Raw genomic sequence first — 25,100 nt, forward strand, 5'->3', positions numbered from 1 at the left:
CTCTAGGCGAGGTGCCTCAGGCGATCGCGCCCTTGGCCTTCAGTTCCTCGATCTTGTCCCACTCGATGCCCATTTCCATGAGCACGATTTCGGTGTGCTCCGAGGCCTGGGGCGCGCGGGTGGTCTCGGTCGGCTCGCCGTTCCACTGGACCGGGCCGCGCACGAGGCGCATCGGCGCGCCGCCGTCGGCGCCCTCGACCTCGATGATCATGTCGTTGGCCACGGTCTGGTCGTCGGTGATCAGGTCGCGCATCGTCTGGATCGGCGCCCACTGGCCCTTCATCGTCTTGAGGTGCTCGCGCCAGTAGGCGAACGGCTTCTTCGAGAAGGCGTCGACGATGTAGCCGCTGGCGATCGCCGCGTTCTCGAACAGCGCGCGCGGCTCGGAGAAGCGCGGGTCGTCGGCCAGTTCGGCCAGGCCCAGGTGTTCGAACATGTCGCGGATCAGGCCGGTCGGGCTCAAGGTGCAGAGGTTGATCCAGCCGCCGTCCGAGGTGCGGAAGTTGCCCATGAACGGATTGACGCTGACGCCGCCCGACTTCGGCATCGAATTCGGGCTGTAGATGTCGGTCTCCATGACCTGCGCCAGCAGCGCGCCCGAGGCCCACCAGGCGGTCGACAGCAGCGAGACGTCGAGCTCGGTCGCCTCGCCGGTCATCTGGCGGTGATAGAGCGCGGCCGAAATGCCGCCGGCGATGAACATGCCGCCGATCGAATCGCCGAAGGCGGGCATGCCCTGGCTCAGCGGGCCGTCGAGCTCTTCGGGGGTCATGGCGTGGGCGATGCCGCTGCGGTTCCAGAAGCAGGTGCCGTCGAAGCCGCCGACGTGGCGCTCGGGGCCCTTGTTGCCCAGTGCCGAGCCGCGGGCATAGATGATGTTCGGATTGACCGCGCGGATGTGCTCGATGTCGAACTTGTTCTTCTGGCGGTGCTGGGGGAGGTAGTTGGTCAGGAACACGTCACACTGCTTGGCCAGTTCGTAGAGCAGTTCCTGGCCCTCGGTGGTCGACAGGTCGATGCCGACCGAACGCTTGCCGCGGTTGGGGTGCTCGATCAGCGTGTGGCGCAGCGGGTCCAGCTTGACGCCGCCCATGTTGAGGAAGCCGCGCTGCGTGTCGCCGCGGACCGGATGTTCGATCTTGATGACGTCGGCGCCCCAGTCGGCGAGAATCGCACCGGCCGCGGGAGTGAAGGTGAACTGCGCCACCTCGAGAATGCGCACGCCCTGCATCACCTTGGTCGTCATCTGTCCTGTCCCTCTGTCTCTATTTGGGAAATCGGGCGGCTGTGCGCGCCCTGGAAAGCGCCGTCCTGCGCGGATTCGCGGCCGCGATCAACCGTCTGGCCATCGCACTGACGATTAAGGCTTGAAATCCGTTTGCTGCGCCGCGATATGCTGCACCGCAACATCTAATAAGCTTGCTTAGTTGTTTGCGAAAAATGCCACTGATGTTGCATTCTATGCAATTGACACAAAGCTTATACTAAACTAGGTTAGCGTTCAGAAGTTGATCCTCCCCCAACTCGTTTCATTCGGAGATTTCTCATGACCAAGTTCGCAATCCCCGCCGCCGCTGCTGCCGCTCTCGCCATCCTCGCTGCTCCGGCCGCCGTGTTCGCCGCTGAGTCGTCGCAGTCGGTTCGCGCCGCCACCGACGCCGCTGCTGGCGCCGTTGCCGTCAACGCCGGCAAGATGCTCTACTCGAGCAACGGCCAGCGCGTCGCCGCGATCTACCGCGTCACCGCCGACGGCAACCCGCAGATCATCCTGAATGGCAAGCTGGTCACCGTCCCCGCCTCGACGCTCTCGGACGTCAACGGCAAGGTCACCACCTCGCTCACCAAGATCGAGCTCGGCCGCGCCAAGTAAGCGCCCGACGCAACTGATACGGAAAGGGCGGCGCCATGCGCCGCCCTTTTTGTTTGTGTGCAATGCGAAAGAAAAAGCCGCCCTGCTGCCGACGCGCAGGCGGTTTCCTTGTGTTTGGCGTGTTCAGCCCTTGAGGACGTTGGCGTAGAGCTTGTCGAGCGAGCTCTGGAGTCGCTCGAGCTCTTCGGTTTCCATGCCACGGAACATGCGCTCTTCGGCCTCGCGGGCGATCGTCGCCAGCTTGTCGAGCAGCGGGCCGGCGAGGTCGGTCAGATAGACCGCGCGCGCGCGGCGGTCGTCGTCGCGCTCGCGGCGTTCGAGCAGGCCATCGGCGCAGAGGCGATCGATCAGGCGGCCGGCAGAGGCTTCGGACATTTCGAGCGCTTCGGCGATCACGCGCTGGGTTGCGCCGGGATGGCGCGAGACCACGGCGATCATGGCCCATTGCGAGCGCGTGACGTGCAGGCCGACGACCTGGCGGTCGAAGTTGTTGCGGAGCAGGCGAGCGAGCACGGTGAAGCGAAGGCCGATGGCGCGCCGCATCTCGTGATCGTTATCTATCGTGGCCTCTATTGTCTTTCCCCGCAGTTAGCGCCGCGCCGATCCGGGGGAAACTACCCGGATCGGCGCGGAAATGCACGGATTAATCAGGAATCGCGCGATGTGATACAGTGTGTATCAAGCGTTCGCTTCAAACCCGTTCGATGATGATCGCGGGGGCCATGCCGCCGGCGGCGCACATGGTGATCAGGCCGTAGCGGCCGCCCGTGCGCTCGAGTTCGTCGAGCGCCGTGCCGATCAGGATCGCGCCGGTGCCGGCGATCGGGTGGCCGAGCGCGATCGAGCCGCCGTTGGGGTTCACCTTGGCGCGGTCGAGGTCGAGGTCGCGGATGAACTTCTCGACGACGACGGCGAAGGCTTCGTTGACTTCCCAGACGTCGATGTCGTCCTTGGTCAGGCCGGCCTTGGCCAGCACCTTCTGCGCGGCGGGGACGGGGGCGTTGAGCATCAGGGTCGGATCGTCACCGATCTCGGCCATGGCGACGATGCGCGCGCGCGGCTTGAGGCCGTGCTTGTCGGCATAGTCCTTCGAGGCGAGCAGGATCGCGGCGGCGCCGTCGACCACGCCCGACGAGATGCCGACGTGGTGGATCGGCTTGATGTCGACGTCGGGATACTTCTGCTGGATCAGTTCGCCATAGGTCTTGCCGCCCTCCTGCGAGGGCATGTTCAGGAACATCTCGAAGGCGGGCTTGAGCTGGGCGAGGCCCTCCTTGGTCGTCTCGGGGCGCGGATATTCCTCGTGGTCGAGGATGACGTTGCCCTCGTCGTCCTTCACGACGATCGTCGACTTGTCGAAGCGGCCTTCCTTGAGCGCGACCGCGGCGCGGCGCTGGCTCTCGACGCCCATCTCTTCGAGCTCTTCGCGGGTGATGCCCTCGATCGCGGCGATCGCGTCGGCGCAGACGCCCTGGTTCGACTGCGGGTGCTTGGCCTGGAGGCGCGGGTTGCCCGTGCCCATGCCGCCGCCGCCGAGGCCGGCTTCGCGCATCTTCATGCCGTAGTAGTTGACGTAGGACAGCATATCCATGCCGCCGGCGATCACGAGGTCGTGCATGCCCGACATGATCATCGCCGCGGCGAAGTTGGTCGTGGTGATCGACGAGCCGCAGAAGCGGTTCATCGTCACGCCGCCGGCCTTGACGTCATAGCCGGCGTCGAGCGCGGCGTTGCGGCCGATGTCGCCGCCCTGCAGGCCGATCGCGCCCGACACGCCCCAGATCACGTCGTCGACGTCGGCGGTGTTCAGGTTGTTGCGGTCCTTGAGTGCGGTCAGGACGGTGGCCGAAAGGTGTTCGGGATGCATGGTGGAGAGGGCGCCTTTGCCCATCTTGCCGATGCTGCGGAAGGTACGGACGGCGTCGATGATATAGGCGTCGGCCACGGGTCTTCTCCTCGTATTTCTTGCTTGCCCGTTCCATGCTTGGCCGGCCGGGCTTTTGCAATCCGTATGGCATCGCCCACGCGATTGCGGTTCCCATCCAATGTGCGTGCGATGCGTCGCGGTTCAAGCTCTGCAGGGCGTGTCGATGGAGCCAGCGGGCGTTCCATGCATTTTGGCCGGGAAGGGGGCCTTGACGCGACGGCGCCGGGCGACAACTACAGGTTCTCAATGGAGGGGAATTGATGGCAACCAGCGCTGATACGCAGAGCGATGCGCGCACCGGTGCCTTCGCCCCGCTGCGCGAGAAGACGTTCCGCACGATCTGGACCGCCAGCCTGTTCTCGAATTTCGGCCAACTCATCCTCGGTGTCGGTGCAGCCTGGGAGATGACCCGGCTCAGCAACAATTCGCCGAGCATGGTCGCGCTGGTGCAGACCGCGATGATGGTGCCGCTGATGCTGGTGGCGCTGCCCGCCGGCGCGGTCGCCGACATGTTCGACCGGCGCAAGATCGCGCTCGTCGGCCTGGGCTTCTCGGCGCTGAGCGCCGCCGTGCTGACCACCCTGGCCGTGCTGGGGCTGACCACGCCCTGGGTTCTGCTCGGCTTCTGCGTGCTGATCGGCGGCGGCGTCGCGCTGTACAGCCCGTCCTGGCAGGCCTCGATCGGCGAACAGGTCAGCCCGCAGAACCTCCCCGCGGCCATCGCCCTCGGCACGATCAGCTACAACATCGCGCGCAGCTTCGGCCCGGCGCTCGGCGGCCTCGTCGTGCTGCTGTTCGGTGCGCAGGCCGCCTTCGGCATCAATGCGGCCTTCTACATCCCGCTGTGGGTGGCCTTCTTCTTCTGGACGCGCCAGCATAGCCCGTCGCGGCTGCCGCCCGAACGGATCGATCGCGCGATCATCTCGGGTGCGCGCTACGCGCTGCACGCGCCGCCGGTGCGCACGGCGCTGGTCCGCGCCTTTGCCTTCGGCCTCGCCAGCGCGACGGCTTCGGCGCTGGCGCCGCTCGTTGCCAAGGAAATGCCGAACGGCGATGCCTCGACATTCGGCATCCTGCTCGGCGCGACCGGCGTCGGCGCGGTGGTCGGCGCGCTCTTCGTCAGCGACATCCGCGAGCGTATCGGCAGCGAGAACGCCGTGCGGATCTTTGCCCTGGGCACCGGCGCCTCGCTGGTCGGCATCGGCTTCAGTCATTCGCTGATCCTCACCTGCGCGGCCTTCTTCGTGATCGGTGCCTGCAACATCCTGACCGTCGCGCTGATCAACGTCAGCGTGCAGATGTCGGCGCCGCGCTGGGTGACCGCGCGCGCGCTGTCGCTCTACACCTCGGCGATCACTGCGGGCATCGGCATCGGTGCCTGGGCCTGGGGTGTGGCCGCTTCGCATTGGAGCGTCTCGATCGCCTTCATGGCCTCGGGCGGCGCCGTCGCCGCGACCGCGCTGCTCGGTCGTCTGTTCCCGCTCGCCAGCGACGAAGAGGTCGATACCTCCTCGGTCGACATCGGTTACGAGCCCGAGGTCGCGCTGGGTCTGACGATGCGTTCGGGCCCCGTCGTGGTCGAGGTCGAATACGACGTCGATCCCGATCAGGCGCGCGAGTTCTACGACGTCATGGTCCGGCTGCAGCGCGCGCGGAACCGCATTGGCGCCTTCGACTGGTCGATCTCGCGCGACATTGCCAATCCCGCGGTCTGGGTCGAACGCTATCACTGCCCGACCTGGGGCGACTATCTGCGCATGCGCGATCGGTATACACAAACCGAGTTCGAGCTGCAGGAACTGGCCGACAGCTACAACCGCACGGGCCACGGTCACCGCGTACGCCGCCGGCTTGAGCGGCCGTTCGGTTCGGTGCGCTGGAAGGCGGATTCGCCCGATCCGTACCGCGGCAGCACCGTCACCTTTATTGGGCCCTGAGTGTCGAACTGCGCCATTATCGGTTTCTTACACCGATAGTGGCCTTCCGGGCACAGGGCGTGGTAAAATCGTCCTCCTCCGTATCGTAAGCTGGACAGTTCGTCGACGTATACGATAGCTCGCGGCCAAACCTGTGCGACCGTACAGAACGATAGAACCACGCGAGGGAGGAAGCCATGCGCCGTCATATCATCCGCAGCACCACGTCCGTTTTCGGCCTGATCGGCCTGGTTGCGCTCAGCGCGCCGGCTTTCGCCCAGGCCGACAGCGATGACGCCAGCGTCTCGTCCGAAATCGTCGTGACCGCGCAGCGTCGCCAGGAGCGTTCGGTCGACGTGCCGATCAGCGTCACGGCGCTGGGCCAGGAAACGCTGGCGACCGCCAACGTCCAGGATCTCTCGGACATCTCGCGCGTCACGCCGTCGCTGCGCTTCGACACCACCGGCGCGTTCTCGCAGCCGACGATCCGCGGCATCGGCACCTCGATCACGACCTCGGGCGGCGGCGCCAACGTCGGTATCTACGTCGACGGTTTCTATTCGCCGAACCCGCTCGCAGCCGACATGCAGCTGCTCAACGTCCAGAGCGTTCAGGTGCTCAAGGGGCCGCAGGGCACGCTGTTCGGCCGCAACACCACGGGCGGCGCGATCCTGATCCAGACCGCCGATCCGAGCGAGGACACGGGCGGCCAGTTCAAGGCTTCCTACGGCCGCTTCAACGAACTGCGTCTGCAGGGCTATGCCACGACCGCGATCGCCGAGGGCGTTGCCGTCGACATCGAGGGTTCGTACCGCCGCGGCGACGGCTTCGTCACCAACATCATCGGCAACAACGACAAGGTCGGCAAGTTCGAGTCCTGGAACGTCCGCGCGGGCCTGAAGCTCGATTTCGGTCCGGCCTCGCTGGTCGTCCGTTACCAGCACGGCGACGTCAACGATCCCACCTCGCTGATGTCGAACACCTATGTCGATCCGGTCTTCGGCGAGATGAAGCCGGGCTTCGTGCCCGACATCACGCGCGGCATCCTCTACACGACCGATCCCGACCAAGTCGCGCTCGATCGGCCGACCTTCTTCCGTTCGAAGAACGACATGGTCCAGGCGACCTTCAAGGCCGACCTCGGTTTCGCCGACCTAACCTCGTACTCGCAGTATCGCGGTGAGAACGTCGACGCGTCGCAGAACCTCGACAATACGGCGGCGCCGATCTTCCAGCTCGGCCTGCCGGTGAAGAACGACACCTGGAGCCAGGAACTGTTGCTGAACTCGAAGCCGGGTTCGGCGCTGCAGTGGACCGGTGGCCTGTTCTACTTCAGCAACCGCGACACCTATTTCACCTATGTCGACACCACGGTCTCCTCGCGCGATCCGATCGGTGCGACGCGTTCGGGCGGTTCGAGCACGACGACGAAGAGCTATGCGGCCTTCATCGACGCGACCTACGAGCTGTCGCCGCAGCTCTTCGTCACGGCCGGCGTGCGCTATGCCCACGACGCGGTGACCAACGCCTACTTCAACGCCGGCGCGCCGCGCACCTACGTGCCGAACATCAGCAGCGATCGCGTTACCCCGCGTGTCGTCGTGCGTTACAAGCCCAGCGAGGAATCGAGCATCTATGCCTCGTTCACGCGCGGCTACAAGGCGGCGCTGCTCGACGTGGGCGGTACCTGCCAGAACCTCACGAACATCCCGACGCCGACCAACCCGACCGGCGCGGGCCGCACTTGCAACGACGTCAAGCCCGAGACGATCAACGCCTACGAGGTCGGCTTCAAGTACGACGATCGCAAGCTGAGCCTCGATTTCTCGGCGTTCTACTACGACTACAAGAACCTGCAGGTCTCGCTGTTCCTCGCCAGCCAGGCGAACATCATCAACGCCGCGCAGTCGAAGATCTACGGTCTCGACGGCTCGATCCGTTACGAGCTGTTCGACGGCTTCCAGATCAGCGCCGGCGGTTCGTGGACACACGCGCGCTACAAGGACTTCGGCATCGCGCCGGTCTACGTGCCTTGCACCGCCGCCAATTCGGCGACCCTGCGCTGCACGCCCGGCCTGTTCGGCGTTCAGCTGACCCCGCTCGACGACGTCTCGATGCAGCGCGTGCCCGAGTTCACCGGCAATATCGGTGCGCGCTACAAGACCGAGATCGGCGGCGGCGAGTTCGTCCTGTCGGGCAACCTCTACTACACCTCGAAGGTCAACTTCGGCCCCTCGGGCGTGCAGTTCCCGCAGAAGGCCTACGAGGTCGCTTCGGCCCGCGCGCAGTGGACCGATCCCAGCGACACCTTCACCGTCGCGGTCTGGGGCGACAACCTGACCAACAACCGCTACCTGACCGCGGTCCAGTACAACACGATCGGCCTGGGCGCGAACTGGTCCTCGCCGACGACCTACGGCGTCGAGGTCGGCCTCAAGTTCTGATCTGACGCGACAAGCCAAACAAAAACCTCCCCGGAGACCGCTCCGGGGAGGTTTTTTGTTGCCGGTCCGGGAAGTGGGCTTAGCCCGCGGCGATCTGCTCCGCGACCGCCACCAGGCGCTGCGCCTGCTCGAGGTGGAGCAGTTCGGCCATCTTGCCCTCGACCTGGATCGCGCCCTTGCCCAGGTTCTCGGGCAGGGCGAAGCCGGCGATGACCGCGCGGGCCCAGGCGAGTTCGTCCTCGCTCGGCGAGAACACGGCGTTGCAAGGATCGATCTGGTTGGGGTGGATCAGGCTCTTGCCGTCGAAGCCGTAGAGCAGGCCCTGTTCGGCCTCGGCGCGGAACAGGTCGATGTCGCGGAATTCGTTGCAGACGCCGTCGAGGATGGCGACGCCATGCGCGCGCGCCGCGGCGACGGCCAGCGACAGGAAGGGCAGGAACGGCGTGCGCTCGGGGGTGAGCTTGGCGCGCATTTCCTTGGCCAGATCGTTGGTGCCCATGACGAACAGCGAGAGCCGGGTGCTGCGCGCCTTGGCGGCGATCGCGTCGAGTTGGGGCAGGCAGGCGCAGGTTTCGACCATCGCCCAGAGCTGGAGGCTGGCCGGCGCCGCCGAAAGCGCGATCTGGCACGCGTCGATGTCGGCGGGCGAGGACACCTTGGGCACCAGCACGGCATCGGCGCCCGACTGCGCGATCGCCGCGAGGTCGTCGGCGCCCCAGGGGGTATCGAGCCCATTGGCGCGGATCACCAGCTCGCGCCGGCCGAAGCCGCCCTCGGCGACCGCAGCCAGCGCGGCGGCGCGTGCCGCTTCCTTGTGATCGGGCGCGACTGCGTCTTCGAGGTCGAGAATGACCACGTCGGCGGGCAGGGTGCGCGCCTTGGCGAGCGCCTTGGCGTTCGTGGCGGGCAGGTACAGCGCGCTGCGGCGCGGGCGATCGATCTGGGTGCTCATATGGGGCCGGATAGCGGCTTGTTGATGAGCTGTCAGTATCCCATGCTCGCGAGCAGGATTTCGCTTTCGTTCCAAAGCCTTTCGGCGGCTACGGGGTCCTTGCCGTGCGGTTGGACGGTGTGCTCCGCCATCTGGTAGAACATGCGCCCGCCGTCCTTGCCCGTCTCGGGCGCGGTCGCCATCCAGACCAGCGTTTCGGCCACTTCCTGCGGTGTCAGTGTTTGGGCCGTCTTTTCATAGGCTTGCATGGTCTCGTCGCCATGCTTGAAGAAGTTCGTCGCGACCGGGCCGGGGACCAGCGCCTGCGACACGATGCCCTTGCCCGCGACGCGGCGGGCGAGCTCGACGTTGAACAGCTGGTTGGCCAGCTTGACCTCGCAATAGGCGGCGCCGGCCGGGAACTCGCCTTCGAGCCGCTGCAGATCGACCCAGTTGAGCCCGTGCTGCGGCTGCAGATAGGCCATCGACGATACGGCCAGCACCCGCACCGCGCCGGGTTCGCTCTCAGCCGCCGCCGTCTCGAGCACCGGCATGAGCTCGCGAGTCAGAAGAAACGGCGCCAAGTGATTGGCTGAGAAGGTTTCTTCGGTGCCCTCGCTGGTCACGTAGCGCTGGTCGCGGACGCCGCCGGCATTGTTGATCAGCACGTCGATGCGATCGGTCAGACCCTTGATCTCGTCGGCGAGTTGCTTGGTCTCGGCCATCAGCGACAGGTTGGCGCGCAGGAAGTGGACCTTGCAGCCCTGGGCCGCAGCCGCCTTTATGGCCGCCGCGGCCTTGGCGCTGCGCTCGGCGTCGCGACCCTGGCCGATGACGTGCCAGCCCAGGGCGGCGAAGGCCTTGGCGGTCTCCAGCCCGATGCCCGAGCTGGCACCGGTGATGACGACGACGCGCTGAGGCGCGGCTTGGGCGCTGGGCTGGTTCATGGTGATCCTCTCCGTGGATTTTTGGGTCAGCGCGGACGCGCGCCGTTCAGGAACAGGTTGACGCCGAAGGCGACCCGCTGGTCGAGCTCTTCGCGGGGCAGGGGGATGGCGGCCAGGATCAGCTTGACCGGGCCCGTGACGACCATCGAGACGAAGGCGTTGGCGGCGGCGAAGGTGTCCTCGATCGCCAGGTTGCCCGCCTCGGTCTCGCGCCGGAGCAGCTTGGCCAGGAACTTGATCGTCGGGAAGGCGCCGATCTCGTAGGTGTCGGTGAAGATCTCTGGAAAGCGGTAGCTCTCGGTCTGGATGATCCGCTGCAGTTTCAGGCCCTGCGGCGACGAGACCAGGTCGATGCGCAGCATGGCGATGTTGGTCAGCGTCTGGGCGAGATCGCCCGGAACCTCGGTCTCGTGGATGCGATCCTCGGAGATCGCATAGCGCGCGATCGCGCGGTTCACCGCGGCGCGGAACAGCGAGGCCTTGTCGGGATAGCGCGCATAGACCGTGCGCTTGGTCATGCCGACGTCGGCGGCGATCGCCTCGATCGTCGCCTGCTCGAAGCCCTTGTCGAGGAAATGGTCGAGCGCGTGATCGAGCAGTTCCTCGTGCCGCGCCTCGGCCTGTTCGCGCGTGGGGCGGCCCGCGCGGGGGCGGCTGATCGGCGAAACTTCATTCATGGTTCGTCACTGGCCTTCCAAGGTCCCCGGCGAATCGCGAATAAATGACACGCTTGAGTTATCATTCTATGGGCGATCCGCGCAAAGGCAAGATCAATAGGGCCGCAGCGGGGTCGTGCAAGTCGCGCGGTGTGCAGAAGGGGCTTGCCTCGGATCGGATTGGAGCGATAATGACACGCATAAGTATCCATTAATCGAGTCGGAGAGAGATCCATGGGCGAAGCCGCCGAAAGCCTGCTCAAGCATATGCCCGATGCCTCGGGCTTCGACATTCCTCCCGCCGATATTCGCGAGACCCAGGTCGCCGCGCTGAACGAGCGTTTCCAGGAGCAGGTCGGCCGCATCAAGCTGGTCAAGCTGCGTGCGCAGGATGCCGACATCACCGAGATTGCCAGTCTCGAGGACGTCGTGCCGCTGCTGCTGCCGCATACGGCCTACAAGTCCTATCCCGAAAGCTTCCTCACCGAGAAGAAGTGGGACCGCCTGACCAAGTGGCTGGGCACGGTCTCGGCCTATCCGACCGACGGGGTCGACCTGTCCGAGGTCAAGGAGATCGACGACTGGGTCGAGGCTTGCGCCAAGGCCGGTCTGTTCGTCGCCTGCTCGAGCGGCACCACGGGCAAGTCGGCGATGCTCGTGGCCTCGAAGAAGGACCTCGATTTTACCAGCCAGGACGGCATCAGCGCGGTCCAGTGGGGTTCGAAGATCCGCGCGGGCGACATGCGCACCTCGGCGGGTGCGGCGGGCGCGGTCGCCTACACGCACAAGAACGCGGCGATGGGCATGGCGATGATGGGCGCTTTCGTCGATCCCGACGCGCCGCGCTTCCAGTCGGGCCTGCCGCCGGTCACCGTCGGTTCGCTGACCAAGATGATCACATTGCGCAAGGCGATTGCCGACGGCACGGCCAAGCCCGGCGAGATCCAGGAATACGAGGCCGAGACCGAGAGCCGCCAGAAGGGCCTCGACGATGCGCAGCTGCGCGCGGTCGACGACATCATCTCGAAGCGCAACGAGAAGCTCTACATCACCGGCATGTGGGGCGCGCTCTATCCGTTTGCCGAGGCGGTGCGTGCCAAGGGCTACAGCGCCAAGGACTTCCATCCGCAGAACGGCGTCTATCTCGGCGGCGGGCTCAAGCGCGCCAAGCTGCCCGACGACTACCGGGAATTCGTCTACGAGACCTTCAATCTCCAGCCCGAGTACATCTACCAGATGTACGGCATGCAGGAACTCGGCACCTCGATGCCGCGCTGCCAGGAAGGCCACCGCTACCACGTGCCGCCGTGGCTCGTGCCGCTGCCGCTGAACAAGGAGGGTGACGCTCTAGTGCCGGGTGTCGGCGACAAGGATTTCCAGGGCAAGGTCGAAGGCCGCGCCGCCTTCTTCGATCTGTCGATGGACGGCCGCTGGGGCGGGGTGATTTCGGGCGATCACATCGAGATCGACTACAGCCCCTGCGCCTGCGGCAACCGTTCGCCGTCGATCGCCGACAACGTCTATCGCTATTCGGACCTCGAAGGCGACGACAAGATCGGCTGTGCCGGCACGGTCGACGCCTACGTGCGCGGCCTGTCCTGATCGCTTGCTCGCTCGGCGATTGGCGGTAAGACGACGCCGAAACCAGATTTCGGGAGAATTGCCATGCCGTCAGCCTTTGCCATCTTCATCCGCGAGGGCGAGATCGTCGATCCCGAGGCGATGGCCGCCTACAAGGCGGGCAATGCCGGCGTGCCCGTGCCCGGCCTGAACCCGCGCGTCGTCTACGGCGCGCTGGAGACGGTCGAGGGCGAGCCTGCCGACGGTATGGTCATCCTCGAGTTCCCGTCGATGCAGGAAGCGCGCGACTGGTACTACGGCGAATACAACGAACGCGCGAAGCTGCGGCAGAAGGCCGCGCCCTATCGCGGCTTCCTGGTCGAAGGACTCTGACGACCGCGGGAAGGGCTGGACAGGCGGCGGCAAGCAGGCGCAAGATCGCGTCATGACCAAACTCGCTCGCGCCGCCGCCGCCCTGCTCACCATGGCCATTCCCGCTGCCGCCCAGGCCGAACTGCCGGTCGGCGCGCGGGCCCCAGACTTCACCGCGCAGAGCGCGATGGGGGGCAAGGTGCAGAGCTTCAACCTGCGTGCGGCGCTGCGCCGCGGGCCGGTGGTGCTCTATTTCTTCCCCAAGGCCTTCACCCAGGGCTGCACGCTCGAGACGCGCGCCTTTGCCGAGGCGAGCGAGCAGTTCGGTGCCGCGCACGCGACGATCGTCGGCCTGTCGACCGACGACATTCCGACCCTGCAGCGCTTCTCGACCGAGGAATGCCGCAGCAAGTTTGCGGTCGCATCGGCGACGCCGGCGATCGTGCGCTCCTATGACGTGGCGATGAAGCGCGATGGCCTGCCGGCAGCGGCCCAGGCGCGCATGCCGAGCAACCTGACGGGGCGCACTTCCTATGTCATCGCCCCCAATGGACGCGTCAGTTTCGTCCATTCGGACCTCGACTACCGCGAGCACGTTCGCTTGACCTTGCAGGCGGTCCAGGCACTCAATCACCGGCACTAAGCAGGCCGTCACGCTTTACAAAACGTGGCGCTCCGCTAAGCGGAGCCCTCGTTTTTGGAGTGCTGTGCCATGCGTGCCGAAGGGCAGGCTCATATCGATCGGATCGACGCCGCACTGGCGCTCGTCCGCAAGTCTCTCGACTGGGATCGCGCGCTGCGGCGGCTGGACGAGCTGAACGCGCGCGTCGAAGATCCCAAGCTCTGGGACAATCCCAAGGAAGCCGAAGCGGTCATGCGCGAGCGGCGCCGGCTCGATGCGTCGATCGGCACGGTCAAGACGATTGCCCAGGAAAAGACCGACGCGATCGAATTCGTCGAACTGGGCGAAGCCGAGGGCGACGACGATACGGTGAACGAGGGGCTCGCCTCGCTGGCCGCACTCGCCGAGCGGGCCGATGCCGACAAGGTCCAGGCGCTGCTCGCGGGCGAGGCCGACGCCAGCGATACCTATCTCGAAGTCCATGCCGGCGCCGGTGGCACCGAGAGCCAGGACTGGGCGCAGATGCTCCAGCGCATGTACACGCGTTGGGCCGAACGCCATGGCTACAAGGTCGAGCTGGTCGACTACCATGCGGGCGAACAGGCCGGGATCAAGAGCGCGACGCTGCTGATCAAGGGCGAGAACGCCTATGGCTATGCCAAGACCGAGAGCGGCGTTCACCGCCTGGTCCGCATCAGCCCCTACGACAGCTCGGCGCGCCGCCACACGAGCTTCAGCTCGGTCTGGGTCTATCCGGTGATCGACGACGACATCGAGATCGAGATCAAGGAAAGCGATCTCAAGATCGATACCTACCGCGCTTCGGGCGCGGGCGGCCAGCACGTCAACACCACGGACTCCGCGGTCCGCATCACCCACATTCCGACGGGCATCATCGTCGCCAGCCAGAACGACCGTTCGCAGCACAAGAACCGTGCGACCGCGATGGGTATGCTCAAGGCGCGCATGTACGAAGCCGAACTGGCCAAGCGTGAGGCCGAGACCCTGGGTGAGTACCAGGCCAAGACCGAGATCGGCTGGGGCCACCAGATCCGATCCTACGTCCTGCAGCCCTATCAGCTGGTCAAGGACCTGCGCACCGGCGTGACCTCGACCGCGCCCGACGACGTGCTCGACGGCGCGCTCGATCCGTTCATGGCCGCTGCTCTGTCGCAGCGCGTGACCGGCGAGAAGGTGGCCGTGGAGGACGTCGATTGAAACGCGCCGCGTGGTCGGTCGGGATTGCATTGCTGAGCCTGGCCCTGTTGGCCGGCTGCGGTGCTAAGCAGGACGACCAGTCCGGCCGGCCAGTGACCGCGCGTGCCTTCCCGCGTCCCGATCGGCCGGTGTCGCAGGCGGGGCAGACCGCCTTCTCGACCGAGGTCCAGCGCGACAGCGTCAACGAAGCGCAGACCGTGATGGATCTGGCCGACATCCGCGAAGGCATGACTATCGCCGACATCGGCGCGGGCGAGGGCTACTACACGGTGCGCCTCGCCATGCGCGTGGGCAAGAAGGGCCGCGTGCTCGCGCAGGACATCGATGCCGCCGCGCTCCACCGGCTGGGCGAGCGCGTCGAGCGCGAGCGCTTCGACAACGTCTCGATCAAGCCCGGCGCGATCGACGATCCGCGGCTGCCGCAGGCCAGCTTCGACCGCATCTTCATGGTGCACATGTATCACGAGGTGACCGAGCCTTACGCCTTCCTCTGGCGGTTGCGTCCGGCGCTGCGCCCGGGCGCGCGCGTGATCGTCGTCGATACCGATCGCCCGACCGACCAGCATGGCATCCCGCCGTCGCTGCTGTTCTGTGAATTCGGCGCAGTGGGCTTTCGTTTGACCCAATTTATTCGTAAGCCGGAAATGCAGGGTTATTATGCGCAGTTCGAGGCCGTGGGTGATCGGCCCGCGCCCGAAGCGATCAAGCCCTGCCGGCAAGCCGACAAGCCTGCGGCACCGCGCTAGCCGCACCGCGACAGAGAGAGAAGATCGCAATGAGTTTCAAGGGTCTGAAGCCGATACTCTACGGCGGACGTGAAGTCTGGCCATTGATCGAGGGCGGCAAGGGCGTGGCTGCCACCAACCACATGAGCTCGGGCGCCTGGGCCGCGGCGGGCGGCATCGGCACGGTCAGCGCGGTGAATGCCGACAGCTACGACGCCGAGGGCAAGATCATTCCGCAGATCTATCGTGCGCTGACCCGCAAGGAGCGCCACGAGGAACTGATCCAGTACGCGATCGACGGCGCGGTCGAGCAGGTCAAGCGGGCCTACGACATCGCCAGCGGCAAGGGCGCGATCAACATCAACGTCCTGTGGGAAATGGGCGGCGCGCAGCAGGTGCTGGAAGGCGTGCTCGAGAAGACCAAGGGCCTGGTCACCGGCGTAACCTGCGGCGCGGGCATGCCCTACCGTCTGTCCGAGATCGCCCAGCGCTTCAACGTCAACTATCTGCCGATCGTCAGCTCCGCGCGCGCCTGGCGCGCGCTGTGGAAGCGCGCCTACAACAAGGTCGCCGATCTGATGGCGGCGGTGGTCTACGAAGACCCCTGGCTCGCCGGCGGCCACAATGGCCTGTCGAACGCCGAGGACCCGACCAAGCCCGAGGATCCGTACCCGCGCGTCAAGGCGCTGCGCGACACGATGCGCGCCGAGGGCGTGTCGGACGACGTGCCGATCATCATGGCCGGCGGCGTCTGGTTCCTGCGCGAGTGGGACCACTGGATCGACAATCCCGAGCTCGGCTCGATCGCCTTCCAGTTCGGCACGCGTCCGCTGCTGACGCACGAGAGCCCGATCCCGCAGGGCTGGAAGGACATGCTGCGCACGCTCGAACCGGGCGACGTGCTGCTCCACCGCTTCTCGCCGACGGGCTTCTATTCGTCGGCCGTGCGCAACCCGTTCCTGCGCGGCCTCGAGGCGCGCAGCGAGCGCCAGGTGCCCTATTCGAAGGTCGAGGCCGGCGAGCACACGGTCAAGCTCGACGTCGGGGTCAAGGGCAAGAACTTCTGGGTCGCGCCCAAGGATCTCGAGCGCGCACGGACCTGGGCCAATGCCGGCTTCACCGAAGGCCTGCGCACGCCCGACGACACGATCATCTTCGTCGATCCCGCCGAGCGCGACTGGATCCGCCAGGACCAGGCCGACTGCATGGGCTGCCTGTCGCACTGCGGCTTCTCGTCGTGGAAGGACCACGACGACTACACCACGGGGCGTTTGGCGGATCCGCGCAGCTTCTGCATCCAGAAGACGCTGCAGGACATCGCCCATGGCGGTCCGGTGGACGAGAACCTCGCCTTCGCTGGGCACGCTGCCTATCGGTTCAAGCAGGACCCGTTCTATTCGAACAACTTCACCCCCACGGTGAAGGAACTCGTCGATCGCATCCTGACCGGCGACTGATCGGGCCTATATCGACAGCCTGTCCTACACGAGAGGAAAGGGGCAGGCTGCGTGCGGTCTTGGTATCGTCGTTCGGGATTCTGAGGCATCATCACTGGCTTGGCGACTGCCAGGTGACGTCTGCGCGCAAGGTGACACTTTCACCTTGCGCCGTGTAAACTTTGTCAACTTCGTCCGCTAAATCGCGGATTCAAACCTTTATCTCTTGTCTCCGCATGTATTCGCGCGGTTGCGCCGTCCCGCGGCCATGCTTGGCGAAGTGTTAACCAACTCGCCCCGTCGCATAATCGGGAAATGCGCCTTTCATTGGCCACGGAATCTCCTATGAGACACCTGGGTCACGGAGAAAAAATGAACAGTCGCGCTTACCGTGTTACCGTTACAGACCTTGCCAAAGACACCGATGCAACCCGGAGTTTCGATACGACCGGGATCGAAATCTGCGAAGACGGATCGCTTTATCTGCCCATGGTCCTCGGGGCGAACATCGTCCGCGAAGACGATTGGGACAGTGTGACGATCCGCAAGCAGAAGGGAAAGCCGGCCGAGGAACCTGGCTGACCGGCGAGACATGCCGGTCGCCTCGGGCAAGTCGTTCAGGCGAGTTCCGAGGCGACGTTGCGTTTCAACGCTTCGGTCTCGTTTGCGGGCAACTGGCCGCTCGCGAGCAGATCGTCGCGCAGCGTGGTCAATATTCGTGTGCGGGCTTCATGGAATTGTGCGTCGGGAACGAAGGCATATTCCTGGCGGACGCCTTGCGCGTACCACGCATAGACTTGCGGATCCGGGTGCCAGAGGATGCTTAGATCGGCCTTGAGCAGCCGGTTGATCGCCAGGTCTTGCGTCGAAATCCCTCCGCGGAAGTGATGGCTCTTGGTCGCGAGGATCATCTCGGCGACCAGCGCCGTATCGAGCGGTGCGAGTTGATCGGCAACCGACAGGAACAGCGCGAGCGACTGGTCTTCGTTGTCCGATCGGGTCGGGTCGTAGACGATGTCGTGGAACAGCGTCGCGGCGACCATCTCACGCGAAAACGGATCGTCCGCCGGGAGCTCGCGCAGCATCAGGTCGATGTGGCGCAGCGTATGGTAATGCCGGTGCGGCTCACTATGTCGCTCGGCGATCGTCGCACCGATAAGCTCGGGCACGTCGAGGCGTTCCATGGCCTCGCTCAGTGCAGGGTGGGCCGGACTCATCGATCCGCGCCTCGGCAACCGCGAAAGAGACTGGCGGTTTCGGTGTGATGCGATGAAAATCCGCTTGTGCAACCGTGCAAGTCCTGGCCCTTTGGGAAGACCATGAGCGTATATGTAGATGCCGCCATACATCCCCTGCGAGAAAGGCTCATGTGTCACATGTTCTCGCCGGACTTGGAAGAACTCCATGTCATGGCCGACCGGATCGGCGTGCAGCGGCGCTGGTTCCAGAATCCGCTGACGATGCAGGTGTCCTGGCCGCACTACGACATCGACCAGGTCCGGCGGTCGCTCGCGGTCGAGTTCGGCGCGATCGAGTGCGACAAGTATCAGACCGTTGCCATGGCCGCTATCATCCAGGGCAGGCCCGAAAAACTGCTGCGGATCCGCTCGCTCGCCAGCCCGAACCGGGACTTCGCGCCCGCGGCGCACGTTCCGGACTGGCTGGCCGAGCAGGGCTTCCCGCAAGCCTGGAACTGGTCGGATACCGACTAGGCGTCAGGCGAAAGGTGTCGCGAATTCGATGCGGATGCCGCCGGGGATGAAGACCAGGAAATGACGTGTCGCCGAGCCGGCGCGGATCGGTCCCGGCGGTACGTCGACCACCACTTCGGGGTGGCTGCTGACCTTGTCCCAGGTCGCCGTGAGCGCTTCGTCGTCGGTGACGGCCAGCGAAAGATGATGCAGGCCGATGTTCGCTCGCCGATCGAAGGCCCGTGCCGAGAGCGGATCGGCGGCGCGCCACAAGGTCAGCAGCATCGCGCCGTCGGACACGAAGATAGACGGATAGTCGGGCACGCCGCCGACCTCGTCGAAGCCCAGCAGGCCGCAGAAGAAGTCGCGCGCCTGGTCCAGATCGGGGACCGTCAGGCCGACGTGGTGCACGCCTTGGGTCAGTTTCTCGCTCATCGGTTCTCTCCTTCCAGTTCGGCCACCCGCGCACGCAGGCGGTCCAGTTCGTCGAGCAGCGGCTGGGTGCCCTGCCGAATTTCGGCTTCGGTGAAGCGCGGGGTGATGTGCTGCGGGCAGTTCCAGTCGAACCCGACCACATCGATCACGAAGGCGCGCTCGGGCTCGGCCGCGTAGTCGGGCGGCATGACCGCGTCGATGTCGGCCGGGTCCTCGCTGCTTCGCGCATGACCGATCAGCTTGAGCCGGCGCTGGTGGGGATAGTCCATCAGGAACAGCGCGACGCGGTCGTCGGCGGCAAGGTTGGCGGTCGACAGGTATTGCCGATTGCCGCGATAGTCGGCGAAACCGATCCGGTTGCCACCGAGGCGCTTGAGAAAGCCCGCCGGCCCGCCGCGGTGCTGGACATAAGGCCAGCCGTCCTCGCTGATCGTCGCCATGTAAAAGCTGTCGCGCGCGGCGATGAACTCGTCCTCGCGTGCGGTCAGCATATCGGCTTCACCGGCTTGGGCTTCCATGCGGGCGTAGGAAGCGCGCGAACCCGCGATCTCCTGCAAGCCGCGGCTGCCGGGGCCGAACATCGTATGAAGAAAGGTCTGTGCCATGCGCAGAGACCTATTCCTGGGCATGGATTATTATAATACCGTAAGATCGTCTCTCACTATTGCAATTTGGGAAATAATGGATCGGTTCGAAACCCTGACCGCCTTTGTTACGGTGGCCGATCAGCGCGGTTTCGCGGCGGCGGCGCGCGCGCTCGGAACCTCGCCACCGGCGATCACGCGCGCCGTGGCGGCGCTCGAGCGCCATCTGGGCGTGACCCTGTTCCAGCGTTCGACGCGTGCCGTTTCCCTGACCGACGAAGGTGCGGCCTTCCTCGATCGCGCGCGGCGGATCCTGATCGATCTGCGCGAGGCGGAGCAGATCGTGATGGGCGGTCGCTCGACTCCGCGCGGGCAGCTCTACGTCACGGCGCCCGTGATGTTCGGTCGGCTGCACGTACTGCCGGCGATCAACGCGCTGCTCGCGCGGCACGAGGATCTGAATGCGCGGATGATGCTGCTCGACCGTAATGTCCGCATCGTCGAGGAGGGGATCGACGTTGCGGTCCGCATCGGCGCGCTAACCGACAGCGCGCTGCGTGTCGTGACGATCGGTGCGGTCCGCCAGATCGTCGTTGCCAGTCCCGAATATCTGGCCGGTCAGGGCACGCCTGTCAGTCCCGCCGATCTTGTCTCGCACCGCTGCATCGTCGGAAGCGGCCCGCGGGCCGCGGGTGCCTGGTCGTTCGGAACCCGGGGTGAGACGAGCGTCTCCGTCACGCCTCGCCTGACCGTCAACACCGTCGATGCGACGATCGCCGCGGCGGAGGCGGGGCTGGGGCTGGCGAACCTGCTAAGCTATCAGATGGAACGGGCCGTGGCGGCGGGGCGGCTGGTCGAGGTCCTCGCCGAACACGCGCCCGCGCCCTTGCCGGTAAGCCTGCTCTACGAGAGCGGGCGCGCCGCGATGCCGGCCGTGCGAAGCTTCATCGAAGCGATGCGCGAACGCGCGCGCCACAGCGCCTGGGGACGGCGTTGATGTCTGCTCTTCAGGCAGGGCTAGCATCCGGTGAGGTGCTTCGCGCGTGGCCGTTGTCGGCATCGACCAGCAACTGTTCGAAGGCGCGCGTGAAGGCTTCGGTGTCGAACAGGGGCTGCGCGGTCCGGTTCGCTGCGAGCCGTTCCTTGACCTCGTGCAGCCGCGCCGGATCCGAGGCGAGCGCGAGTGCCAGGTCCTCATAGGATTGCGCCGTGTCCGTCACCAGGTCGGCTAGCCCGACAGCGCGGAGCAGGCTGCCGGCTACGCGCGAAGCGAAGCTCTCGCCAAGCTTGGTGACCACCGGCAGACCGACCCACAGCGCATCGCTGGTCGTGGTATGCGCGTTGTAGTTGAACGTGTCGAGGAACAGGTCCGCGCAGGTCTGGCGGGCCAGATGTTCGCTGACCGGCATACGCTCGGCGAAGACCAGGCGGTCGGGTGAGATCCCGCGCGCTTCGGCTTCGCGGCGCAGGTTCTCCATCGACCAGGGATTGTCGGCCAGCAGCCAGAGCACGCTTCCCTCAACCTGGGCGAGCAGCCGCATCCAGATGTCGAACTCGGGTCGGGAAATCTTGAAGCTGCCGTTGAAGCAGCAGAACACGAAGCCGGCCTCGGGAAGGCCGAGTTCGCTCCGGCTGAACTGGCGTTGTGCAATCGGGCGCTCGTCGTCGGTCACCTGATAGCTGTGCGGAAGATAGAGGGTCTTCTCCGAATAGTGCTTCCGGCTCTCGTCGGGGATGACCGTCGGGTCGGCGATGATATAGTCGAAGTAAGGTGCCCCCATCGTGCCGGGATAACCCAGGTAGTCGATCTGGCAGGGCGCCGGGTAAGCGGCGAAAATGCCGGTGCGGGCGTCTTCGGTATAGCCCTTGAGATCGACGGCGACATCGATGCCGAGGTCGCGCGACAGCTGTGCCGCCTCGTCGTCGCTGATCCCGCTGACGTCGTGGAACCCGTTCACCGCCGCGATCACGCGTTCGCGCATGGGATCCTGCTTCTGCGGCCCGTAGGAAAAGGCGTGGATCTCGAAGCGCGCCCTGTCGTGCCGCTCGAGCATCTTGATCATCAGCGCCATCGTCGCGTGGTTGTGGAAGTCCGAAGAGAAGTAGCCGATGCGAATCTTCGACTTCTCGGCTTCCGTGCCGAAGGGAACGGGTTCCTGGGCCGGGAAATGCCGGCTGGCCCATTGCCGCGCATTCCTGAGCTGGAGCGCGGCGTCGTCGGTGAGGGCGGCCAGGTGAAACGGCGAGACGCTGCCGTCCAGCTCGAGACGGCGAAACAGCTGCTGTCGCAGATCGTCCTCGACCCAGAGGCACATCTGTGCGCGGAGAAAGACGACTTCGCCCAGAGCGACGTCGTCGCTGGCATCCAGTTCGAAGGCCTTCTCGAAACAGGGCAAGGCTTCGGAGAACCGGCGCAGTCCCTTGAGCGCGGTTCCGAGGTTGCGGTAGGTCAGGGCATGCGACGGTGCCAGGCCGAGCGCGGTCACGAAGCTGTCGATGGCCTCGGGCAGGCGTTTCAGGTGCAGCAGGGTGCTGCCGAGATTGCTGTGCGCGGCGAAGAACTTCGCATCGAGTGCGATGGCCCGGCGATGTTCGCTCGCGGCCTCGTCGTAGCGGTGCAGGTCCTGCAGGATGTTACCCTTGGTCGTATAGGACTGAGGGATGCTGGGATTCAGGCGCAGCGCCGCGTCGATCTCGATCAGCGCTTCCTCGAACCGCTTTTCGGTCCGCAGGGCGATCGCGCGATTGATGCGTGCCTCGACGTAGTCGGGCCATAGCGCGATGGCCGCGTCGAAGCTCAGCACCGCCTCGCGCGTGCGCTTCAGTTCTCGCAGGACGTTGCCGCGATTGTTGAACGCCTCGACGTAGTCGGGCGCCAGGGCGATCGCGCGGTCATAGAGCGTGACGGCCTCGTCGCGATAACCGGCCGCGGCGACGATGACGCCGCCGATATTGTGGGTGACCTCGCAGTCCGGGTACTTTTGCAGGAGCTCCGCCGCCAGGGTGACCGCATCGTCGAGCCGAGCCTGCGAATAGAGCTGGACGAGGGCGTCCAGTTCGCTCTGAGATGCCTTCGACGTGCTCATGGAAAGCCTTGTTCTGGGTCGCTTGGATGGACGATTGCGGATAGCGAACAGGGCCCCGCCGCCCCGGATGTGGGCCATGCTATCGGTCGAGCGGAGTTCGGGCAACGCCCGCCGGTTGCGGTTCGTGCCGGCGAATGATCGCCTTGCGGCGAGCCGTGATAACTTCATCGCAAAGGATTTGCGCGACAAGCGCATTTCTGGATACCGGCAGTACGGGTCCGCGGGGAAATGCAATGAAACGGAATTGGTTGGTCTGTGCGCCGGTGCTCGTCGCTTTGATGCCGGCTGTGGCCTTGGCGGACGATCCCAAGGACCCGGCCATGCGCAGCTCCGCCGCGAGGGCGCGTGATCGCGAGATCATCCGGCAGCTCAATCTTCGCGAGCTCGCGCAGGTGCAGGAGCGCGATGCCCGCTATGCCGAAGGCTGGCGCGAATGGCGTGCGTCGGAACGCGATGGCCTGGCTGCGGATTACAGCGCGCGTTCGCGGGCCTATGACCGCGACCGTGCCGATTACGCGCAGGAGCGCGCCCGTTACGAAAGGCAGATGGCGGCTTGGCGCCGCGCGGTCGACGCCTGTCGTGCCGGCGACTATTCGGCCTGCGACTAGTGAACCGCTTCGCCCGGAGTTCGGCCTCGCCAGGCGGGGCCGGGCCGCGGGCTCATGCGGCCTTGGGCAGTTGCCTCAAGGTCTCCAGCACGTCCTCGATGCTGCCCGGCCGTGCGAGCAGGTAGCCTTGCGCGTAGTCGAAGCCGGCCGCCGTGGCGTCGACGAGCTGCTGCTCGGTTTCGATTCCCTCCAGCACGCAGCGTAGCGACAGCGTCTCGGCAAGCCCGCGGATCGCGCTTACCAGGCGGCGGCCCGTGGCGTCGGCGAGCTGCGCAGCGAAGCTGCGATCGACCTTGAGGATATCGAGCGGCAATTCATGCAGCGACGAGAGGCTGGAGAAGCCGGTGCCGAAATCGTCGAGCGCGACCTTGGCGCCGACCGCGCGCAGGCGCGCGAGCGACCGACGCGTCGTCGTCATGTCCGAGATCAGCGAGTTTTCGGTGATCTCGAAGACGAGGCGCGTGGCGTCGACGGGCGACAGCGTGAGCTCGTCGAGGATCATCGCGATCGTCGTCTCGTCGGCGAGATCGACCGCAGAGAGGTTGAAGTTGAGGCGGATTTCGGCGGGCAGACGTGCCGCTCCCGCCAGGGCTTTCTCGAACAGCTTGAGCGTCGTGCGCCGCGCCATGCCGGCCCGCTCGGAGGTCGCGATCAGGCGTTCGGGAGAGACCACGCCGATCGAGGGCGAGGTCCAGCGCGCCAGCGCCTCGACCGCGACGACCTGATGTGTCCGCGTCGAGAAGACCGGCTGGAAGGCCACCGCCAGCTCGCGATCGAGGTCGGCGATCTGGAAGGCACTCTCGACCGCGCGTTCGGAGCGGATCATGCCGTCGAGCTTGCTCGAGAAGACTACGCAGCCGCCGCGGCGATGGTCCTTGGCGTGATACAGCGCGAAGTCGGCGCGATCGAGCAGGTCCTGCGCGTTGTGCGCTGCCTGCGGATAGCCGGCGATGCCGATCGAGCAGCCGACCACCACGGTCGCGCCGGTCAGGGGCACGGGGCGCTTGATGATCTCGCACAGTCGCTGGCCGGCCTTCGCCGCCTGACCGGCGTCGCCGTTGAACAGGATGCCGAACTCGTCACCGCCAAGGCGGGCGACCGTGCAGTCGCTGCCGAAGTCGCGCAGCCGTTCAGAAATGACCTTGAGCAGGCTGTCGCCTTGGGCATGGCCGTAGGTGTCGTTGACCGGCTTGAACCCGTCGAGATCGACGAGGGCGACCGCGAAGCTGCTCTGCGCCGTCGCCAGCCGTCGTTCGAGTTCGTCGTGGAAGAAGCGCCGGTTCGGCAACCCGGTCAGCGGATCGGTGCGCGCGAGCGCGACATTGGTCTCGATCAGGACCTCGGCTTCGGACTGCTTGTGCGCGAGGTCGCGCTGCGACAGTTCGAGGCGCAGGAAGGCCGCGAAGGAATCGCGCAGCACCTTGAGAATGACGAGCGTGACGAGTGCGATGTTGACCGCGACCACCATGCCGACCTCGCTGCCGCGCGCGAAGCTGTAGATGAGGAAGGCACCGATGACGATGCCGCAGACGAGCATGGCGGCCATCGGCAGATAGCCGAGGCAGAATATACAGGCGACGACGGTCATCGCGATGAACATCGAAACGTGGCCGTGCTGATCTGGACCGCCGTACTGATCGAGTGCCAGGGCCCAGGCCAGAAAGGCGACTGCGATGAAAGCGGCGAGGAAAATCGTGCGGCGCAGTTTGGCGCGAGCCTCGATCCGGCTCGGCGCCGGCTCGCGCGCGGCGAAGAGCCAGCGCACCGAACGGATCATGCACGCGGCGATCAACACCGCCGGGACGGCGATGGTGAGGCTCGTCGGCGCGAGATCGCGATGGGTATAGGCCAGCGAAGCGGCGCTGACCGAGAGCAGCGCATAGAGCGGGGCGATCTGGCGTTGCAGATTGGTGACCTGCGCGATCTCGAAGTCCGAGGTTCGCACCGCGTCCCGATAGAGTTCTTTTAGCGAAAAGAGCGCCCGCATAGGGCGCCGTCTAGCCCGGCGACCTTTGCTGATCGGTGTAGCGCGCGCGTGTAGTTCGCCGCCATCCTCGCTAACTTCCTGGTAA

24 protein-coding genes are annotated in these 25,100 nt (G+C 65.7%); 13 read left to right on the plus strand and 11 right to left on the minus strand.

The features are described from left to right. Window positions 1-16: 16 nt before the first annotated feature. The gene (locus OLX23_RS18920) at window positions 17-1,246 is read right to left on the minus strand and encodes a CaiB/BaiF CoA transferase family protein (RefSeq protein WP_264446600.1); all 1,230 of its coding nucleotides are present in this window, start codon (window positions 1,244-1,246) and stop codon (window positions 17-19) included. A gap of 300 nt (window positions 1,247-1,546) precedes the next feature. Between OLX23_RS18920 and OLX23_RS18925 the strand changes: the two genes are divergently transcribed. Beyond that, complete coding sequence (locus tag OLX23_RS18925; RefSeq protein ID WP_264446601.1) at window positions 1,547-1,870, plus strand: hypothetical protein; 324 nt, start codon at window positions 1,547-1,549, stop codon at window positions 1,868-1,870. Window positions 1,871-1,993: 123 nt separating this feature from the next. Here OLX23_RS18925 and OLX23_RS18930 read toward each other — a convergent pair whose 3' ends face one another. Continuing rightward, window positions 1,994-2,413 carry a MarR family winged helix-turn-helix transcriptional regulator gene (locus OLX23_RS18930; protein ID WP_264446602.1) on the minus strand — a complete coding sequence of 140 codons (420 nt, stop codon included), beginning with the start codon at window positions 2,411-2,413 and terminating at the stop codon, window positions 1,994-1,996. Between the two features lie 148 nt (window positions 2,414-2,561). Further along, window positions 2,562-3,815 (minus strand): acetyl-CoA C-acetyltransferase, encoded by a 1,254-nt coding sequence (locus tag OLX23_RS18935; RefSeq protein WP_264446603.1) that lies wholly within the window; start codon window positions 3,813-3,815, stop codon window positions 2,562-2,564. 242 nt (window positions 3,816-4,057) lie between these two features. On the opposite strand from OLX23_RS18935, the gene OLX23_RS18940 reads away from it, so the two are divergent. Both OLX23_RS18940 and OLX23_RS18945 read left to right on the plus strand, forming a co-directional pair. Further along, entirely contained in the window at window positions 4,058-5,734 is a 1,677-nt protein-coding gene (locus OLX23_RS18940; protein WP_264446604.1) for an MFS transporter, read from the plus strand. 176 nt (window positions 5,735-5,910) lie between these two features. Further along, a complete protein-coding gene (locus tag OLX23_RS18945) occupies window positions 5,911-8,157 on the plus strand; it encodes a TonB-dependent receptor (RefSeq protein WP_264446605.1) in 2,247 nt (748 codons plus the stop codon). Window positions 8,158-8,236: 79 nt separating this feature from the next. Here the strand turns inward: OLX23_RS18945 and OLX23_RS18950 are convergent, their stop codons facing one another. Genes OLX23_RS18950 through OLX23_RS18960 form a run of 3 tightly spaced genes read right to left on the minus strand, consistent with a single transcriptional unit; the run spans window position 8,237 to window position 10,712 of the window. Then, complete coding sequence (locus OLX23_RS18950) at window positions 8,237-9,109, minus strand: HpcH/HpaI aldolase/citrate lyase family protein (RefSeq protein WP_264446606.1); 873 nt, start codon at window positions 9,107-9,109, stop codon at window positions 8,237-8,239. A 32-nt stretch (window positions 9,110-9,141) separates the two neighbouring features. Continuing rightward, window positions 9,142-10,035 (minus strand): SDR family NAD(P)-dependent oxidoreductase, encoded by an 894-nt coding sequence (locus OLX23_RS18955; protein WP_264446607.1) that lies wholly within the window; start codon window positions 10,033-10,035, stop codon window positions 9,142-9,144. A 26-nt stretch (window positions 10,036-10,061) separates the two neighbouring features. Next, on the minus strand, window positions 10,062-10,712 hold the full coding sequence (locus OLX23_RS18960; RefSeq protein ID WP_264446608.1) for a TetR/AcrR family transcriptional regulator: 651 nt from the start codon (window positions 10,710-10,712) through the stop codon (window positions 10,062-10,064). 213 nt (window positions 10,713-10,925) lie between these two features. Here OLX23_RS18960 and OLX23_RS18965 point away from each other — a divergent pair, with 213 nt between their 5' ends. From OLX23_RS18965 to OLX23_RS18995, 7 genes are all read left to right on the plus strand, one after another. After that, complete coding sequence (locus OLX23_RS18965; RefSeq protein ID WP_264446610.1) at window positions 10,926-12,293, plus strand: hypothetical protein; 1,368 nt, start codon at window positions 10,926-10,928, stop codon at window positions 12,291-12,293. A gap of 63 nt (window positions 12,294-12,356) precedes the next feature. Continuing rightward, entirely contained in the window at window positions 12,357-12,644 is a 288-nt protein-coding gene (locus tag OLX23_RS18970; RefSeq protein WP_264446611.1) for a DUF1330 domain-containing protein, read from the plus strand. Window positions 12,645-12,696: 52 nt separating this feature from the next. Further along, window positions 12,697-13,266 carry a peroxiredoxin gene (locus OLX23_RS18975; protein ID WP_264446612.1) on the plus strand — a complete coding sequence of 190 codons (570 nt, stop codon included), beginning with the start codon at window positions 12,697-12,699 and terminating at the stop codon, window positions 13,264-13,266. Window positions 13,267-13,335: 69 nt separating this feature from the next. After that, the gene (gene prfB / locus OLX23_RS18980; RefSeq protein ID WP_264446613.1) at window positions 13,336-14,463 is read left to right on the plus strand and encodes a peptide chain release factor 2; all 1,128 of its coding nucleotides are present in this window, start codon (window positions 13,336-13,338) and stop codon (window positions 14,461-14,463) included. Beyond that, window positions 14,460-15,209: a class I SAM-dependent methyltransferase gene (locus tag OLX23_RS18985; RefSeq protein WP_413629920.1), complete on the plus strand. Its 750-nt coding sequence runs from the start codon at window positions 14,460-14,462 to the stop codon at window positions 15,207-15,209. The genes prfB and OLX23_RS18985 overlap by 4 nt, the downstream gene beginning before the upstream one ends. A 29-nt stretch (window positions 15,210-15,238) precedes the next feature. Further along, a complete protein-coding gene (locus OLX23_RS18990) occupies window positions 15,239-16,645 on the plus strand; it encodes an NAD(P)H-dependent flavin oxidoreductase (protein ID WP_264446614.1) in 1,407 nt (468 codons plus the stop codon). Between the two features lie 351 nt (window positions 16,646-16,996). Then, complete coding sequence (locus tag OLX23_RS18995; protein WP_264446615.1) at window positions 16,997-17,206, plus strand: hypothetical protein; 210 nt, start codon at window positions 16,997-16,999, stop codon at window positions 17,204-17,206. Between the two features lie 35 nt (window positions 17,207-17,241). On the opposite strand, the gene OLX23_RS19000 is transcribed toward OLX23_RS18995, so the two are convergent. Further along, window positions 17,242-17,841, minus strand: a complete 600-nt coding sequence (locus tag OLX23_RS19000; protein ID WP_264446616.1) for a hypothetical protein — start codon at window positions 17,839-17,841, stop codon at window positions 17,242-17,244. Between the two features lie 102 nt (window positions 17,842-17,943). Between OLX23_RS19000 and OLX23_RS19005 the strand changes: the two genes are divergently transcribed. After that, complete coding sequence (locus OLX23_RS19005) at window positions 17,944-18,336, plus strand: DUF4031 domain-containing protein (RefSeq protein ID WP_264446617.1); 393 nt, start codon at window positions 17,944-17,946, stop codon at window positions 18,334-18,336. A gap of 3 nt (window positions 18,337-18,339) precedes the next feature. Here the strand turns inward: OLX23_RS19005 and OLX23_RS19010 are convergent, their stop codons facing one another. Both OLX23_RS19010 and OLX23_RS19015 read right to left on the minus strand, forming a co-directional pair. Beyond that, window positions 18,340-18,750, minus strand: coding sequence for a VOC family protein (locus OLX23_RS19010; RefSeq protein ID WP_264446618.1), 411 nt, complete (start codon window positions 18,748-18,750; stop codon window positions 18,340-18,342). Next, window positions 18,747-19,355: a pyridoxamine 5'-phosphate oxidase family protein gene (locus OLX23_RS19015; protein ID WP_264446619.1), complete on the minus strand. Its 609-nt coding sequence runs from the start codon at window positions 19,353-19,355 to the stop codon at window positions 18,747-18,749. The genes OLX23_RS19010 and OLX23_RS19015 overlap by 4 nt, the downstream gene beginning before the upstream one ends. A 76-nt stretch (window positions 19,356-19,431) precedes the next feature. On the opposite strand from OLX23_RS19015, the gene OLX23_RS19020 reads away from it, so the two are divergent. After that, entirely contained in the window at window positions 19,432-20,331 is a 900-nt protein-coding gene (locus tag OLX23_RS19020) for a LysR family transcriptional regulator (RefSeq protein ID WP_264446620.1), read from the plus strand. Between the two features lie 10 nt (window positions 20,332-20,341). Here OLX23_RS19020 and OLX23_RS19025 read toward each other — a convergent pair whose 3' ends face one another. After that, window positions 20,342-22,420 carry a tetratricopeptide repeat protein gene (locus OLX23_RS19025; RefSeq protein ID WP_264446622.1) on the minus strand — a complete coding sequence of 693 codons (2,079 nt, stop codon included), beginning with the start codon at window positions 22,418-22,420 and terminating at the stop codon, window positions 20,342-20,344. A 233-nt stretch (window positions 22,421-22,653) separates the two neighbouring features. On the opposite strand from OLX23_RS19025, the gene OLX23_RS19030 reads away from it, so the two are divergent. After that, window positions 22,654-23,028, plus strand: coding sequence for a hypothetical protein (locus OLX23_RS19030; RefSeq protein ID WP_264446624.1), 375 nt, complete (start codon window positions 22,654-22,656; stop codon window positions 23,026-23,028). Window positions 23,029-23,080: 52 nt separating this feature from the next. On the opposite strand, the gene OLX23_RS19035 is transcribed toward OLX23_RS19030, so the two are convergent. After that, complete coding sequence (locus OLX23_RS19035) at window positions 23,081-25,015, minus strand: putative bifunctional diguanylate cyclase/phosphodiesterase (RefSeq protein WP_264446626.1); 1,935 nt, start codon at window positions 25,013-25,015, stop codon at window positions 23,081-23,083. Window positions 25,016-25,100 lie beyond the last annotated feature (85 nt).

It is taken from the genome of Novosphingobium sp. JCM 18896 (genome assembly GCF_025938095.1).
Taxonomy (GTDB): Bacteria; Pseudomonadota; Alphaproteobacteria; order Sphingomonadales; family Sphingomonadaceae; genus Novosphingobium.